Source organism: Arthrobacter bussei (assembly GCF_009377195.2).
GTDB lineage: Bacteria > Actinomycetota > Actinomycetes > Actinomycetales > Micrococcaceae > Arthrobacter_D > Arthrobacter_D bussei.
On record NZ_VJXX01000001.1, the window covers coordinates 1,557,431 to 1,572,642 of the forward strand.

The window sequence follows — 15,212 nt, forward strand, 5'->3', positions numbered from 1 at the left end:
CGCCGCGCCGATCGGCACGTGGGAGTATGCCGATCGAGGCATGTCCAAGGCCTCAGCGCGTTCGAGGGATCACGGTAGGAGTACGTTCGACGCTGGGAGGTCCTGCCGCCGTCGTAGGGGTCCTGTTCCCGGAGATGGCCGGCGTGGGACGTGTCGAGCACAGACCGCGGCCGCCGGCGGAAGCGTCCCTGACGACCCGGACGACGAGCACCCGAGACAGCATCCCTCGACGTCGCATCGGTCGCTGCACCCGCCCGTTAAGCACGGGAAGCCCCCGCCGACGGCGGAGGCTTCCCGGACGAACCGGACGGCTAGCTTGCGACGACGTCCAGGTCGATGACTGCTGCGACGTCCTCATGGAGACGGACGTTGGCCTGGTAGGACCCCACCGACTTGATGTGGGCGGGCAGTTCGACCTTGCGCTTGTCGATCTTGCCGAGACCAGCGGCCTCGACGGCCTTGGCGACGTCGTCCGCCTTGACCGTGCCGAACAGGCGGCCGGAGCCACCCGCCTTGACGGTCAGGGTGACGGGCTTCGCCGACAGAGCGGCGGCCTGGCGCTGCGCGTCCTCGAGCGATGCGTGCTCGCGGGCGGAGCGGGCAGCCTTGATGGACTCGACCTGCTTCTCGCCACCCTTGCTCCACATCAGGGCGAAACCGCGGGGCAGAAGGTAGTTACGTGCGTAACCGTTCTTCACCTCGACGACATCGCCTGCTGCACCGAGACCGGTGACTTCCTGGGTGAGAATGAGCTTCGACATGATGTGTCCCTTTCCTAGCCGCGGCCGGCGCCGGAGTACGGCAGGAGGGCGACTTCGCGGGCGTTCTTGATGGCCTGAGCGATCTTGCGCTGCTCCTGCACCGTGACACCGGTGACGCGACGGGCACGGATCTTTCCGCGATCGGAAATGAACTTACGCAGCAGGGCTACGTCCTTGTAGTCGATGACGGTGACGTCAGCGGCTTTCAGGGGGTTGGACTTTGGTTTGGGCTTACGGAGTTCAGCCTTAGCCATCGTGGTGCTCCTTTTTCTGATGGAGCCCGCAGAACGATTCTGCGGGATGGGAAGTGCAAGTCACGGATCGTGACTTCGGCAGGGACCCGGGACCGGGTCCCTGCCTGGAGAGCCTAGAAGGGCGGCTCGGAGTCGGAGCCGTTGCCCCAACCCTGCGAGTTGTTGCCGCCGGCGGGTGCGCCCCACGGATCATCCGCGGGCTGCTGGGCCTGCTGGCCGCCGCCCCAGCCCGAGCCCGCTTGCGGGTTCGACCCGGAGTTGCCCCCGCCGGAGTTACCGCCGAAGCCACCGCCGCCACCGTTCCCGCCGCCTGAGCGCTGGGTCCGGGTGACCTTCGCGGAGGCATAGCGCAGGGATGGACCGATCTCGTCCACCTCGAGCTCCATGACGGTGCGCTTCTCGCCCTCTTTGGTGTCGTACGAACGTGACTTGAGTCGGCCCTGGGCGACCACGCGGGTGCCCTTGGTCAGGGTCTCGGCGACGTTCTCCGCAGCCTCGCGCCAGACCGACGCACGGAGGAACAGCGTTTCGCCGTCCTTCCAGTCGTTGGACTGGCGGTCGAACGTACGCGGAGTGGACGCGATGGTGAAGTTGGCAACCGCCGATCCCGACGGCGTGAACCGCAGCTCGGGGTCGTTGGTGAGATTGCCGATCACCGTGATGACTGTCTCGCCTGCCATGGTGCCTCCTTGAGTCACTACCCGCCGGAGCGGGATGGATGGGTGAGGAATACGCCGAAACTACTCGGCGGAGACCTTCTGCTCCTCGGGACGGATGATCTTGGTACGCATGATCGTCTCGTTGAGGCTCAGCTGGCGGTCGAGTTCGGCAGCCACGGCCGGAGTCGCGGTGAAGTTGACGACGGCGTAGATGCCCTCGGTCTTCTTCTGGATCTCGTAGGCGAGGCGCCGACGTCCCCAGATGTCCACCTTGTCCACAGTGCCGCCGCCATTGCGGACGACATTGAGGAACTTCTCGAGTGTCGGGTCGATGGAGCGTTCCTCGACGTCGGGGTCGATGATGACCATCAATTCATATGCACGCATGTGTGAACCCACCTCCTCTGGGCTGAACGGTCGCGGTCTTTCCGCAACAGGAGGTTCTTTAGCGTTGGTCCGGCCGCCGTCGGCGGTATGTACCGCCGCCCGGCTGTGGCACAGACGGATCAATAATACCGGACGAACGCGGAGCGACGAACCCCTGTGGATGGCCGCTAGCGTCCGCCACGGAAGAAGGCGGTCGTCGCCGTCGCGAGGTGGCCGGGGTCCGCCACGCCGCACAGCTCACGTGCCGAATGCATGGACAGCAGCGGGGTCCCGACGTCGACCGTCCTGATGCCGAGCCTCGTCGCCGTCAGGGGGCCGATCGTCGAGCCGCACGGCATGACGTTGTTCGAGACGAACTCCTGGTACGGCACGCCGCTGTCCCGGCACAGGGCGGCCCAGAACGCGGCTCCGGGAGCGTCGGTGGTGTAGCGCTGGTTCGCATTGATCTTGAGCAGCGGTCCGCCGTTCAGGACGGGCAGGTTCGCGGGATCATGCCGTTCGGCGTAGTTCGGGTGCACGGCGTGACCGGCATCCGCGGACACGCAGAACGACGACGCCAGCGCGCGCAGCCGTTCCTCGGCGCCGGCACCCAGACCCAGCGAGATGCGCAGGAGCATGTCCTCGAGGAAGGGGCCACTGGCGCCCGAGCGGGAACCGCTGCCCACCTCCTCGTGGTCGAACGCGGCGAGCACCGCGATGGGACCGTCCGCCAGGGGGCGTCCGGCCGCTTCGATGATGGCGGTGAGTCCGGCGTGCACGGAGGACAGGTTGTCGAGCCGTCCTGACGCGAAGAACTCGTCCCCGGCGCCGAACACGCGGGGCTCCTGCGTGTCCGCGACGACGACGTCGAACCCGCCGACGTCCCGCGGGTCGACCTCCGCCCGGGCGGCGAGCAGGCCCAGCAGATCGGCGTCCGCGGGGTCGCCGAGCCCCCACACCGGGTTCATGTGGCGCTGCTTGTCGAGCGCCAGCCCATCGTTGACGGCGCGGTCCAGGTGGATGGCGAGTTGCGGGAAGCGGAGCAGCGGCCCCGTCGCCACCAGGTGCTCGGTGCCGTCATGCAGGGTCAGCCGGCCTGCGAGCGCCAGCTCCCGGTCGAGCCAGGAGTTCAGGAGCGGACCGCCGTACACCTCGACGCCGGCCTGCAGCCACCCGTACTTGCCCGTGGTGGGCTTCGGCTTCAGCTTGAACGACGGCGAATCGGTGTGCGCTCCGAGGATGTGGAAGCCCGTCGTGGGTCCCGCCGTCGTCGGGACGGTCCAGGCGATGAGCGCTCCGTCACGGAGGACGAAGTAGCTGCCCGCCCCGCCCTCCCAGGCGTCCTGTTCCTCGAGGCGCCGGAATCCCGCTGCGGCGAGCCGCCTGCCGGCCTCGGCGACCGCGTGGAAGCTCGACGGCGACGCGGACACGTAGGCGCCGAGATCGGAGATGTGTGCGGGTGCAGGGCTCATCCCCCGATTCAACCAGATGCCGTGGAGGCGCACGCTTCGGCCTGCCTTGACCTGTTCTTCGGTCTTGCGACCGGCTTCGGTTTTCCTTCGCCCGAGATTCGCCCTCACCACACGGCACACTTCAGCCTGCTCGACCAGAGTTTCCACCAGAAGAACCGGGACCCACTGGGGGGACCGGAGACACCCACACCCGACACACTCAAGAAAAAAGGTCTCACCATGGCACGTACCGCTCGCTCCGCACGCATCAGCATGAAGTCCACGTCCGGCAAGGTCCTCGCCTCCGTCGCACTGCTCGGCGTGGCAGCGTCGGTGGCCGGCCTCGGCACCTACGGTTCCTTCACCTCGACGACCTCCGCGAGCGAGACCGTCACCGCCGGCACCGTCGACGTCCAGCTCGGAGCAGCGGGCACCGCCGCGAATCGCCTCACCGTCGCCGCCACGGGCGTCGTCCCCGGGGACACCATCCAGCGCGCCGCGACCCTCACCAACGCCGGCAACCAGAACTTCGGCGGAGTCACGCTCAGCACCACGGCTGTGGGCACCGCGACCAAGCTCACCACCGACGCCGTCAACGGCCTCCAGGTGGCGGTCGACGCCTGCAGCGTCCCCTGGACCGAGGCCGGTACCGCCCCCGCCTACACGTACACCTGCTCCGGTACCGTCACCTCCGTCCTGCCGACCCGCCAGATCATCGGCACCGACGTCGTCCTCTCGAACCTGCAGTCGATCGCCAGCACCAAGGCCGACAACCTGCGCGTCACGGCCACCCTGCCCACCGCTGCGGACAACACGTTCCAGGGCCTCACGAGCACCGTGAACTTCGCCTTCACCGCCACCCAGCGCGCAGCAACCAGCCGCTGACCCTTCGTCCCGGCGCCCTGGTCCCCACATCAGGACGCCGGGATCCCCCGTACTCCCGCCGAGCGGCACGCGGCCGCTCGGCGGATCACGCACTGACGGACGACGACGCGGCACATCGCCCATGACGCGAAGGAAGGACGACCATGACCACCACCCGCACCGCTGTGCGCCGGATCCGGCTGCTCGTGCAACTGGTCGTCGCCGTCGTCGTCCTCACCTGGGTGCCCACGATCGCGCAGGCTGCGTTCTCGGATGCGGCACGCGCCGATCTGAGTGTGGGCACCTATTCGATCCCGGCCCCCGGCGGCGTCACCGGAACCTTCAACTGCACCTCGACGAAGCTCTCCATGACGGTCACCCTCACCGACTTCGGTGCCGTGGACCGCGCCACGGGCTACACCGTCACCCTGACCGCCCCGAACGGCCAGGTCACCACCAACGCGGTGCCGGCGAGCCCGCGGTCCACGACCATCACCCGCGCGTCCACGACCGTGGGCACCTACACGTTGCGCGTCCGCGCGAACGTCGGCACCTGGACCGGTCAGAACCTCGAGCGCGTCCTCACCTGCCCCTGACCGGAGCGATGAGGGTCAGGCCGGTCCGGGCACCACGATCCCGTTCTCGTAGGCGTACACCACGGCCTGCACGCGGTCCCGCAGGTCGAGCTTCGTGAGGATCCTCCGCACGTGCGTCTTGATGGTGGCCTCCGAGAGGAAGAACCGGCCCGCGAGTTCCGCGTTCGACAGCCCTTCCGCGATCGCCTCCAGCACTTCGCGCTCGCGCGGTGTCAGCTCGGTCAGGCGCCGGTCCGGCGTCCTCGTGGGGTGTGCGGGCGGCAGGGACCGGACATAGGTCTCGAGGAGGCGCTGCGTGACGCGGGGGGCGACGACGGCATCGCCGCTCGCGACCACCCGCACGGCGTGCACGAGTTCCTCCGGCGCCACGTCCTTCAGCAGGAACGCCGACGCACCGGCCTGCAGGCCGGCGAACGCGTACTCGTCGAGGTCGAACGTCGTCAGGATGATGATGCGCGCGCCCGAGCCCGAGGCCGTGATCTGCCGGGTCGCCTCGATGCCGTCCCCGAGCGGCATCCGCACATCCATCAGCACCACATCGGGGGTGAGTTCCGCGGTCATCCGGACGGCCTCACCACCCGTGGAGGCCTCGCCCACGATCTCGAGATCCGGCTCCCCCTCGAGGATGAGCCTGAAACCCATGCGCAGGAGTGGCTGGTCGTCAGCGAGCAGAACCCTGATGGGCGTGCCCTCCGTGCTGTGCTGCGTCGTCATCCTTCTCTTTCCCCCGTTGATGCCCCGGACCGCCGTCGGCGTCGGGAACCGTCAGTTGCACCTCGACGATCCAGCCGCCCGAGGGTCGCGCCCCGACGTCGACCGATCCGCCGTAGATGGCTGCTCGCTCGCGCATGCCCGCGATGCCCTGGCCGGAGCCGAGCGACACTGCGGGGTCCATCGCGCCCCGGCCGTCGTCGGCGACCCTCAGTGACACCAGGTGGCCCGCCCGGGCGATCGAGATGTCCACCAGCGTAACGCCCTTGCCGTACCGCAGGACGTTGGTCAGGGATTCCTGCAGGATCCGGTAGACCGTGAGCTGGAAGGCAGGGTCGTCCGGCAGTCCCGGACCGCTCGCGGTCACCCGCAGCGGCAGCCCGGCCGCCCGGAAGCCGTCGAGCAGGTGGGCGAGCGAACTCGACGCCGGCAGCGGCTGCAGGGATTCGCTCGCGGCTTCGGCCCGGAGGACCCCGAGGACCCGGCGCATGTCGGCGATGGCCGTCCGGCCCGTGCCGGACAGCTCCTTGAGCACGGCCGTGGCACGGTCCGGATCCCGCTTCATGACGACGGCTGCTCCGTCGGAGAGCGCCACCATGACGGTCAGGGAGTGGGCGACGACGTCGTGCATCTCCCGCGCGATCCTGTTTCGCTCCCCCGCCGAGGCGAGTTCCGCGTTGCGGGCAGCCCATTCGCGCAGCTCGCTCTCGTGTTCGCGGTCACGGCGGACGGTGACGCCGACCCCGACGGCGATCCCGAGGAAGATCACCACGAACCCGCTGATCACCCAGACCGCGCCCGGCGCTTCGGCGAACGCCTCGGCGGGGATGAGGAAGAGCGAGCCGACCGAGAGGATCGTCGCCGAGACCGCGGCGACGAGGGTGGTGCGGAGCGGGTAGGCGACAGCGACGGCGTAGAGCGCGAACATCGCGGCGATACCACTGCTGCCCTCACCCACGGTCAGGATGCCGATGGGGACGTCGAGGACGGAGACGAAGGCGAGGACGACCAGGGGCCGATCCCGTCGGAAGGCGAGCGCCGTCGCGGCGAGGACCAGCCCGGGCATCCCGAGCCATGACGCCCGGTCGACGATCAGGAAGAGCGCGCTGGGCAGGGTGATCGCCACGAACACCAGGACCACGACGGTGTCCATGGCCCGCGGATGCCTGCGGAAGAACCGCCGGACGGGACCCAACCGGCGGGCATTGAGCTCGGTGAAGGAGACCGCGGCCGTTCGTTCCGCGGTCTCCCTCACCGAGGGGCTAGTGCTCATGACCGGACGTCATGAGGTGGGACGGTCATCGTCCTAGATGTCCCGCTTCTTGGTCACCAGGAGGGACGCCGCCAGGAGGACGAGCGCCCAGCCGCCGAGGACCAGGGAGCCCTGCCACTGGTTCAGATCGCCGTCCTGGATGGTCGTGGCGACCATCTGCTCGCCACCCGAGCTGGGGAGGAACCGTGCCGCGTCAGCCACCCACTCGGTCCCGCCACCGAAGATGGCGACGAGGATGGGCAGGACGAGCAGCACGCCGATCGACGTGACCACACCGCCCGCGGTGTTGCGGATCAGTGTGCCGACGGACATGGCGAAGACCGATACGAGCGCGAGGACAGACCCTGTGTTGATGATGTGCAGCAGCGCACCGTCGGCGTCGAGGCTGAAGCCGAGTTCTGCGGTGTCCAGGATGGGCTGCGCGATGACGTACCCGATCAGGGCGGAACCTGCACCCACCAGGAACGAGACCGCAGCCATGATCAGCTGCTTGGCGAGCAGGGCGGACGTGCGGTTGGGCACGGCCACCATGGTGGACCGGATCATGCCGGTCCCCCATTCGGAGGCGATCAGCACGACCGCCAACGAGGCCATGAGCAGCTGACCGAAGATCAGTCCCGACCCGGGGATGTCACGGGAGATCTCCGCGGCATCCGGCGCCCCCTGCGCCTGCATCTGCGCAGCCATGTCGGGGTTGCTCTGGGCGTCGAACAGGAAGGTGGTCTGCCAGGCGAGGAGTGCTGCGATGCCCACCATGACGACGATCGTCGTCACGATCAGGATCACCGTCGAGGGCACCGTGGTGACCTTGATCCACTCGGACTTGAGCACACGGCCGAAGGTGACGCCGGAGAGCTGTTCCTGGCGTGCCCGCTGCTGGGCGGGAGCCTGTGAGGTCGACGTTGCCATGATCAGCGCCCTTCCATGTGTGCGGGGACCTGCTGCACGTCCGGCGTCGCCGGCGTGAGGGGCAGGTCGTGTGACTGGTATTCGACCTCGGTCTGGGTCAGTTGCATGTAGGCGTCCTCGAGGGACACCTGCAGGGGTGTCAGCTCGTAGACGAGGACGCGTTCCCGGAGCGCGATCTCCGCGATGCGGCGGGGCTCGACGCCGGTGATCTCGACCAGTTCCGGTTCGAGGACCTGCGAGGTCACTCCTTCGCCGGCGAGACTGCCGAGGAGGTCCTGCGGGCGATCGACCCGGACACGGACCCGGGCCTTGCCCTGCCCGTCGATGATCGACTGGATCGGGGCATCCGCGATGATGCGGCCCCGCCCGATCACGATCAGGTGATCCGCTGTCAGTGCCATCTCCGACATCAGGTGCGAGGAGAGGAAGACCGTGCGGCCCTCCGACGCCAGGCCCTTTGCCAGATGGCGGACCCACTGCACGCCCTCGGGGTCGAGTCCGTTGACGGGCTCGTCGAGGATCACCGTGTGCGGATCACCGAGGAGCGCAGCCGCGATGCCGAGGCGCTGCCCCATGCCCAGGGAGAACCCGCCCACACGCTTCTTGGCGACCGACCCGAGCCCGGTGAGCTCGATGACCTCCCTGACCCTGCTGTCGGGGATGCCGTGGGTGGCCGCCATCGCCCGGAGGTGGTTGTAGGCGGAGCGCTTGGTGTGGACGGCTTTCGCGTCGAGCAGGGCACCGACCTCGCGCAGCGGCGCCCTGTGCTGGGCGTAGGGCCGGCCGTTCACCGTCACCCGGCCACCGCTGGGGTTGTCCAGGCCCATGATCATGCGCATGGTGGTGGACTTGCCGGCACCGTTGGGGCCGAGGAAGCCCGTGACCTTTCCCGGATGCACGGTGAAGGAGACGGCGTCCACCGCAGCCTTCGCTCCGTACCGCTTCGACAGGGCCTGTGCCTCGATCATGGTTCTTCCTTCGACTGGTGACGACACGGGAGCCGCAGACGCGGGCCCGGTACAACCAACAGTAGGCCGGGGCCGGTGACGAATCACCGGCCCCAGGGATGATCACCGAGGAGTGCGCCGTACCCCTTTCGGACGACGGCGACGTGTCAGCGGGAGCTGATCGAGGCGAACTTCCGGATGCACAGGGGGACGAAGATGACGAGCATCAGGACGATCCCGATCATGACCGTGACCACGGCGTTCTGCATGGGCCACGCATCCGGCACCGGGACCGTCCCCGTGTTCCCGAACAGCTCGCGCACCGCCTGGACGAGCGCGGAGACGGGATTCCAGTTGGCGAAGGCTTCCAGGGGACCGGGCAGGGTGGAGGACAGGACGAACGCGTTGGAGATGAAGGTCAGCGGGAACAGGATCATGAAGGACGCGTTGTTGATGACCTCCGGCGACTTCACCGACATGCCGAGCAGCGCCATCACCCAGCTGAACGCATAGGAGAACAGGAGGAGGAGCCCGATCCCGGCCAGTGCACTGCTCAGCGAGGTGTTCACCCGCCAGCCGACCAGCAGGCCCGTGCCCATCATGATGATCACCGAAAGTGCGTTGAGCACGAGGTCGCTGTTCGTGCGGCCGATCAGCACCGCGGACGAGCTCATCGGCAGCGTGCGGAAACGGTCGATGATGCCGTCCTTGAGGTCCTGCGCCATCGCCGAGCCGGAGAACGTGGAGCCGAAGATCACCGTCTGCGCGAAGATGCCGGCCATGAGGTACTGCGTGTAGTCGCTGCCCTCCACCTCGATGGATCCGCCGTAGATCTGGCTGAACAGCAGCACGAACATGATCGGCTGCAGGATCGCGAAGACCAGCATGTCCGGGGACCGCTTGAGTTTGGTGAGATTGCGCTTCGTCACCGTCCAGCCGTCGGAGAACCACATGGCGAGCTCCGACGGCGGTTCCACGCGGGAACCGGACGGTGAAGCCTGCTGGTGCTCGGGCTGCCGGCCCTCGGGTGCCAGGACACTCATGCTGCCGCCTCCTTCTGGGTCGATGCGTCCTTGGTGTCGGAGTCCTCCGCGCGCCGACCGGTCAGTGTCAGGAAGACGTCGTCGAGGCTGGGCCGCCGCATGCCGGCGTCGTGCAGTTCGATACCGCTCTCGCCGAGGTCCGACAGGATGTACTGCAGGGCCCGCGGGCCGTCGCTCACGGCCACCTCGATGCTCCGTCCGTCGTCGCCGACGAGCGGCTCGCCGTCACCGTGCCGCCCGAGGATCTCACGGGCGGAGGCGGCGTCGGAGGAGTGGACCAGGGAGACCACGGCGCGGTGGCCGCCGATCTGCGCCTTCAGCTGGTCCGCCGTGCCCTCCGCGATCGTTTTCCCGCCGTCGATCACGGCGATGTCGTCCGAGAGCTGATCCGCCTCCTCGAGGTACTGCGTGGTGAGCAGCAGCGTGGTGCCGTCCCGCACGAGGTCCTTGATGATCCCCCACAGGGAGAGGCGACTCCGGGGATCGAGCCCGGTGGTGGGCTCGTCCAGGAACAGGATCTTCGGGTTGATGACGAGCGCACCGGCCAGGTCGATCCTGCGGCGCATGCCACCGGAGAACCCCTTGACCGGCCGGTTGCCGGCCTCGGTGAGCTCGAACTGCTCGATCAGCTCCTGTGCCCTGCGCTTCGATCCACGTGCGCCCAGGTGGTAGAGCCGCCCCACCATCTCGAGGTTCTCGAAGCCGGTGAGGTTCTCGTCGACCGCGGAGTACTGGCCGGAGACGCCGATGATGCGCCGTGCGGCCTTCGGCTCGCGCAGGACGTCGATGCCGTCGATGTGCGCTGTCCCCGCCGTCGGCTGGATGAGGGTGGTCAGGATCTTGACGACGGTGGTCTTGCCTGCACCGTTCGGGCCCAGCAGGGCCTTGACCGTCCCCTGGGGACGGAGAGATTCATACCGTCGAGAGCATGGACGGGCCCGCTCTTCGACGAATAGGTCTTCTTCAGACCTTCTGCCTCGATGATTGCCATGCATGAAGGGTAGGGCGACGCCCGCCCTGTTCCTAGGGGTGCTGGTCAGAAGCTGTCCGCAATGCATCCTCGTGCTCGGGGTCTCCGTCCTCTCTGCTGCGCTCCCGCGCCGCAGGGGCGACGAGGAAGGATGCGAGGACCGCCACGCCCACCGCCAGCAGGGCATTCCGGATCCCGACGACGTCACCGAGGAATCCGATGAGCGGTGGTCCGGCGAGGAACGCCGTGTACCCGATCGTCGAGACGACGGACACGCGCGCGGCGGCACGCTCCGGCTCGTCTGCGGCAGCGGACATGCCCATCGGGAAACCGAGCGCGGCACCCGCACCCCACAGGATGGCGCCGGCCGCGGCGAGGGGGACGTTCGGTGCGAGGACGAACAGGGCGAGCCCGGCGAGGGAGGAGCCGAGGCTCGCCTGGAGGACACGCACCCGTCCGAAGCGGTCGATCAGGGGACCGCCCACGAACCGCAGCGCCGTCATGGCCGCGACGAAGACCGCGAACATGATGGCTCCGGTGCTCTCCGACGTGCCGAGGCCGTCGACGCTGGCCTTGGCGACCCAGTCGTTCGCCGCGCCCTCGGTGAGGGCGGCGCCGAGGACCACGAGGCCGATCAGCAGGGTGCGGGGTTCCCCCCAGGCCCCGAAACCGCGCGGACGTCCGCCGTCGGGCGCCGTGGCCGTGGCGTCCGGTGCCTCCTCCGGCAGGAAGGAGCGTGGCGTCCACAGGGAGACCGTGAGGCTGAGGACCGCGACCGCCACGAGGTGCGCGGACAGGGTCACCTGGAGCGCGGAGAGGCCCGCGCCGACGAGCGCTCCGACGAAGGCGCCACCGCTGAAGGCCGCGTGGAAGCGCGGCATGATGGTGCGGCCCACAAGACGTTCGACGGCGGCCCCCTCGATGTTCTGCCCCACGTCCCACAGGGCGATCCCGCACCCGAACAGGAACAGGCCGACGGCGACGACCGGGACGGACACGATGAACAGACCCAGCGCGACGGCGCCGGCGGCCAGCGCGGCGGCGGTTCCCCCGATGCGGACGGTGTTGGCGGTACCGAAGCGTGCAGCGATGATCCCCGCGAGCGGCAGGGACAGGACGGAGCCGACGGCGCCCACGAGCAACAGGGCACCCATCTGGCCCGAGGCGAGGCCGAGGGTGGTGGAGGCTGCGGGGATACGGGCGGCCCAGCTCGCGAAGACGAGTCCGTTCAGTCCGAAGATGGCATAGGTGGCGAACATGGCGGATCGGACGGCGGGCTTCACCTGATCAACCGTAGGCGGGAGGGTCACGAGCCACAAACGGGACGTAGGCGGCGTGACGGGTGCCGGAGGATCCGTCAGCCGCCGGATCCGGCGTCCGGATCGAGGTTCACGTCGAGCTCATCGGCGGACACCGTCACGGTGGCGGTGATCAGCAGCGGCTGCGGATCCTCCTCGCGAGTCCATCGCGCCGGTTCCCCGCGGCCGAACTCGATGTTGCGTTCGTACGAGAACGTGGCCTGCGCGTCGTGGCCCGTCAGCCGGTACACCCCGGGGTCGTAGCCCTTCTCGAGGGAGTAGGTCGGCACACGGTCGAGGGTCCAGCGCGGAGCCCGGACGTCCTCGGGGTCGCCGAACAGGAAGGACCGGTTGGGGCATCCTGCCGGAGCGGCGTCAGAACTCGCGATGCAGGCGTCCAGGAGCGCTTCGACCCGGTCCACCGCCTCCGCCTCCGCGGCGGGTGTCGGAGCCGGCTCGAGCAGCACCCCGCTGGGCGCGGACCGAGGATCCACCGGAACCACGACCTGCTGCTCGCTGCCGTAGGACAGATAGGCGGAGGGCGCGGGCGGCGAGACGACATAGCGGCCGGGCAGGGCCGGCAGCGTCACCGACCGCAGACCGGGGTATCGAGCAGCGCCGCCGGGGGGCAGCGCCAGGCCGACGCCGTTCACGGTGAGCAGTCCGAGCCCCTCGTCCACCAGGACGCGGATGTCCCGGAGGGGTTCCGGGCCGTCGAGCCTCCATTCGTCGAGCACGAAGGCTGTCCTTCCGGTGCGCGTCAGCTCGAAGGCGTACCGCGTCGCGGCGCCGTTCTGCATCAGCTCCACCGCCACCGTCGCCGTGTCCCCGAGAACCGTGACGTCCCGTACCTCGTACCCCGTCAACCGGTCCTCGGCCGAGCGGTAGACGGCGTCGGACAGGAGGATCGCCGGGGCGCCTTCACCGTCACCGATCAGGGTGCGGGACTTCTCGGCCTCGCCCGCGACGAGCGCATCCAGATAGGCCTCCACGGCCCGGGCGGGTCCGAGGACGGTGTGGTTGACGAGGGCGACGCCGATCACCGCCGCGACGACCGCGAGCAGGAGGGCCGCCCCGATGATCAGGGGAGGACGCAGGCGCCGGGCGCGCCCGGGTACCTCCACCGCGGTACCCGGGGTGGGAGCGTCGGGTGCAGGCGTCGTCGTCCCCGTGTCCATCGTCGCTCGCCCCCGTGTCCGCTGCGACGCCCTACGGCGCCGTCGTTCACTGTACAAGGGAGCGCCGCCGGGCCCGGAAAGCCATCGGAAAGCCCGGCGCCGGGCGGATTCGCACAGGGTTATCCACCGAATGTGGACAACCCTGTGGACAGCGTGTGGACGGGTGGGACCTGGGGGACCGGTGCCGGCTCACAGCAGGGAGCGCGCCTGTGGACGGCGGGGCCTCACCGGGCCCGGACCACCCTGCTCTCGTCCCACACCGGCTCCTTGGTCTCGTAGACCTTGCCGTCGGAACCGAAGACGAGGAAGCGGTCGAAGCTCCGCGCGAACCAGCGGTCGTGCGTCACGGCCATGACCGTGCCCTCGAAGGAATCGATGGCGCGCTCCAGTGCCTCGGCCGAGTGCAGGTCCAGGTTGTCGGTGGGCTCGTCGAGCAGCAGCAGGGTGGCCCCCGAGAGTTCGAGCAGCAGGATCTGCAGGCGGGCCTGCTGTCCGCCGGACAGGGAGTCGTAGGGCTGCTCGGCCTGCGGAGCCAGTCCGTAGCGGTCGAGGACGGCCGAGGCTGCCTCGCGCCCGAGCCCTGAGCGGTGCTCGTCCCCGCGATGCAGGATGTCCACCAGCGTCCGGCCGAGGAGGTCGGGGCGCGAGTGCGTCTGCGCGAAGAAGCCCGGTCGGATCCGCGCCCCGAGCTTCACCGAGCCCTCGTGCGGCACGGCCTTGATGTCGACGTCGGACACCGGCAGGTGCTCCTTGTCCGGATCCGAGCCGCCACCGGCCAGCAGGCGGAGGAAATGCGATTTTCCGGAACCGTTGGAGCCGAGGACGCCCACACGGTCGCCGAACCAGACCTCGGTGCTGAAGGGCTTCATGAGGCCCGTCAGTTCGAGCTTCTGCGCGACGACGGCGCGCTTGGCCGTACGACCACCGGCTAGGCGCATGGAGACGTTCTGCTCGAGCGGGATGGCCTCGGGCGGCCCGGCCTCGAGGAACTTCGCGAGCCGGGTCTGCGCTGCGTGGTAGCGGTTGGCCATGTCGGAGCGGAACGCCGCCTTGTTCTTGTACATGTTGACGAGTTCCTTGAGCTTGATGTGCTCCTCGTCCCAGCGCTTGCGCAGCTCCTCGAACCGCGCATTCCGGTCCTCGCGCGCCTTCAGGTAGGTCTCGAAACCGCCTCCGTGTGTCCACGAGGACGCGCCGAGCGCCCCGGGTTCCAGCGTGACGATCCGCGTGGCCGCGTTGGCGAGCAGTTCGCGGTCGTGGCTGACGAACAGCACCGACTTCTTCGAGTCACGGAGCTTCGCCTCGAGCCAGCGCTTGCCGGGAACGTCGAGGTAGTTGTCCGGCTCGTCGAGGAGCAACAGGTCGTCCGGACCGGAGAACAGGGCCTCGAGCACCAGCCGCTTCTGCTCCCCGCCGGAGAGGGACGACGCCGCCCGGTACTGCGCGCGATCGAACGGCACCCCGAGGGCCGCCATCGTGACCTCGTCCCACGTCGTCTCGAGCTCGTAGCCCCCGGCGTCACCCCAGTCGGCGATCGCCTGCGCGTACGCCATCTGCGTGGGTTCGTCGTCGGCCTCCATCATGGCCAGCTCGGCGTCGTCGATCCGCTTCGCCGCCGCCGCGAGGACGGGCGGTGCGGCCGAGACGAGGAGGTCGCGGACCGTGGTGTCGTCGCGCACCTGCCCGACGAACTGCCGCATGATGCCCATGGACCCGGAGCGGCTCACGGAGCCCTCGTCCGGGGTGAGGTCGCCGGCGACGATGCGCAGGAGGGTGGTCTTCCCGGTGCCGTTGGGGCCGATCAGGGCGGTCTTGTGCCCGTCGCCGACCTTGAAGGCCACGCCGTTGAGCAGTTGCCTGCCGTCGGAGAGGAAGTAGTCGATACCGGAGATGTCGAGGTGAGCCACCCTTCCAGTGTTCCACCCATGGACG

Annotated in this window: 16 protein-coding genes; 2 read left to right on the forward strand and 14 right to left on the reverse strand. The window is 68.9% G+C overall.

What is annotated here, in order from left to right; all coding sequences use genetic code 11:
* Window positions 1-311 precede the first annotated feature (311 nt).
* The 5 genes from rplI to FNH21_RS07460 form a co-directional block, all read right to left on the reverse strand.
* Window positions 312-761: a 50S ribosomal protein L9 gene (gene rplI / locus FNH21_RS07440; RefSeq protein ID WP_043442543.1), complete on the reverse strand. Its 450-nt coding sequence runs from the start codon at window positions 759-761 to the stop codon at window positions 312-314.
* Between the two features lie 14 nt (window positions 762-775).
* A complete protein-coding gene (rpsR, locus tag FNH21_RS07445) occupies window positions 776-1,015 on the reverse strand; it encodes a 30S ribosomal protein S18 (protein WP_005273147.1) in 240 nt (79 codons plus the stop codon).
* A 113-nt stretch (window positions 1,016-1,128) separates the two neighbouring features.
* Window positions 1,129-1,695, reverse strand: a complete 567-nt coding sequence (locus tag FNH21_RS07450) for a single-stranded DNA-binding protein (RefSeq protein WP_152813473.1) — start codon at window positions 1,693-1,695, stop codon at window positions 1,129-1,131.
* A gap of 60 nt (window positions 1,696-1,755) precedes the next feature.
* The gene (gene rpsF, locus FNH21_RS07455) at window positions 1,756-2,061 is read right to left on the reverse strand and encodes a 30S ribosomal protein S6 (protein WP_055766343.1); all 306 of its coding nucleotides are present in this window, start codon (window positions 2,059-2,061) and stop codon (window positions 1,756-1,758) included.
* Between the two features lie 167 nt (window positions 2,062-2,228).
* Window positions 2,229-3,512 carry a M18 family aminopeptidase gene (locus FNH21_RS07460; protein WP_152813475.1) on the reverse strand — a complete coding sequence of 428 codons (1,284 nt, stop codon included), beginning with the start codon at window positions 3,510-3,512 and terminating at the stop codon, window positions 2,229-2,231.
* Window positions 3,513-3,731: 219 nt separating this feature from the next.
* Here FNH21_RS07460 and FNH21_RS07465 point away from each other — a divergent pair, with 219 nt between their 5' ends.
* Together FNH21_RS07465 and FNH21_RS07470 are read left to right on the forward strand one after the other, a co-directional pair.
* Entirely contained in the window at window positions 3,732-4,376 is a 645-nt protein-coding gene (locus FNH21_RS07465; protein ID WP_152813477.1) for a TasA family protein, read from the forward strand.
* 143 nt (window positions 4,377-4,519) lie between these two features.
* On the forward strand, window positions 4,520-4,951 hold the full coding sequence (locus FNH21_RS07470) for a hypothetical protein (RefSeq protein WP_152813479.1): 432 nt from the start codon (window positions 4,520-4,522) through the stop codon (window positions 4,949-4,951).
* 15 nt (window positions 4,952-4,966) lie between these two features.
* On the opposite strand, the gene FNH21_RS07475 is transcribed toward FNH21_RS07470, so the two are convergent.
* From FNH21_RS07475 to FNH21_RS07515, 9 genes are all read right to left on the reverse strand, one after another.
* Complete coding sequence (locus FNH21_RS07475) at window positions 4,967-5,665, reverse strand: response regulator (RefSeq protein WP_152813481.1); 699 nt, start codon at window positions 5,663-5,665, stop codon at window positions 4,967-4,969.
* Window positions 5,613-6,935, reverse strand: coding sequence for a sensor histidine kinase (locus tag FNH21_RS07480; RefSeq protein ID WP_152813483.1), 1,323 nt, complete (start codon window positions 6,933-6,935; stop codon window positions 5,613-5,615). Before FNH21_RS07480 ends, FNH21_RS07475 begins: the two co-directional genes overlap by 53 nt.
* A 33-nt stretch (window positions 6,936-6,968) precedes the next feature.
* Window positions 6,969-7,844, reverse strand: coding sequence for an ABC-2 transporter permease (locus FNH21_RS07485; protein ID WP_152813485.1), 876 nt, complete (start codon window positions 7,842-7,844; stop codon window positions 6,969-6,971).
* A gap of 2 nt (window positions 7,845-7,846) precedes the next feature.
* Complete coding sequence (locus FNH21_RS07490; RefSeq protein ID WP_152813487.1) at window positions 7,847-8,812, reverse strand: ABC transporter ATP-binding protein; 966 nt, start codon at window positions 8,810-8,812, stop codon at window positions 7,847-7,849.
* Window positions 8,813-8,958: 146 nt separating this feature from the next.
* Window positions 8,959-9,744 carry an ABC transporter permease gene (locus tag FNH21_RS07495; protein ID WP_152814202.1) on the reverse strand — a complete coding sequence of 262 codons (786 nt, stop codon included), beginning with the start codon at window positions 9,742-9,744 and terminating at the stop codon, window positions 8,959-8,961.
* A gap of 86 nt (window positions 9,745-9,830) precedes the next feature.
* On the reverse strand, window positions 9,831-10,829 hold the full coding sequence (locus tag FNH21_RS07500; RefSeq protein WP_338403183.1) for an ATP-binding cassette domain-containing protein: 999 nt from the start codon (window positions 10,827-10,829) through the stop codon (window positions 9,831-9,833).
* A gap of 28 nt (window positions 10,830-10,857) precedes the next feature.
* Window positions 10,858-12,063: an MFS transporter gene (locus tag FNH21_RS07505; RefSeq protein WP_152814205.1), complete on the reverse strand. Its 1,206-nt coding sequence runs from the start codon at window positions 12,061-12,063 to the stop codon at window positions 10,858-10,860.
* 98 nt (window positions 12,064-12,161) lie between these two features.
* A complete protein-coding gene (locus tag FNH21_RS07510) occupies window positions 12,162-13,280 on the reverse strand; it encodes a hypothetical protein (protein WP_152813489.1) in 1,119 nt (372 codons plus the stop codon).
* A gap of 224 nt (window positions 13,281-13,504) precedes the next feature.
* Window positions 13,505-15,187, reverse strand: a complete 1,683-nt coding sequence (locus FNH21_RS07515; RefSeq protein ID WP_191931693.1) for an ATP-binding cassette domain-containing protein — start codon at window positions 15,185-15,187, stop codon at window positions 13,505-13,507.
* Window positions 15,188-15,212: the final 25 nt, after the last annotated feature.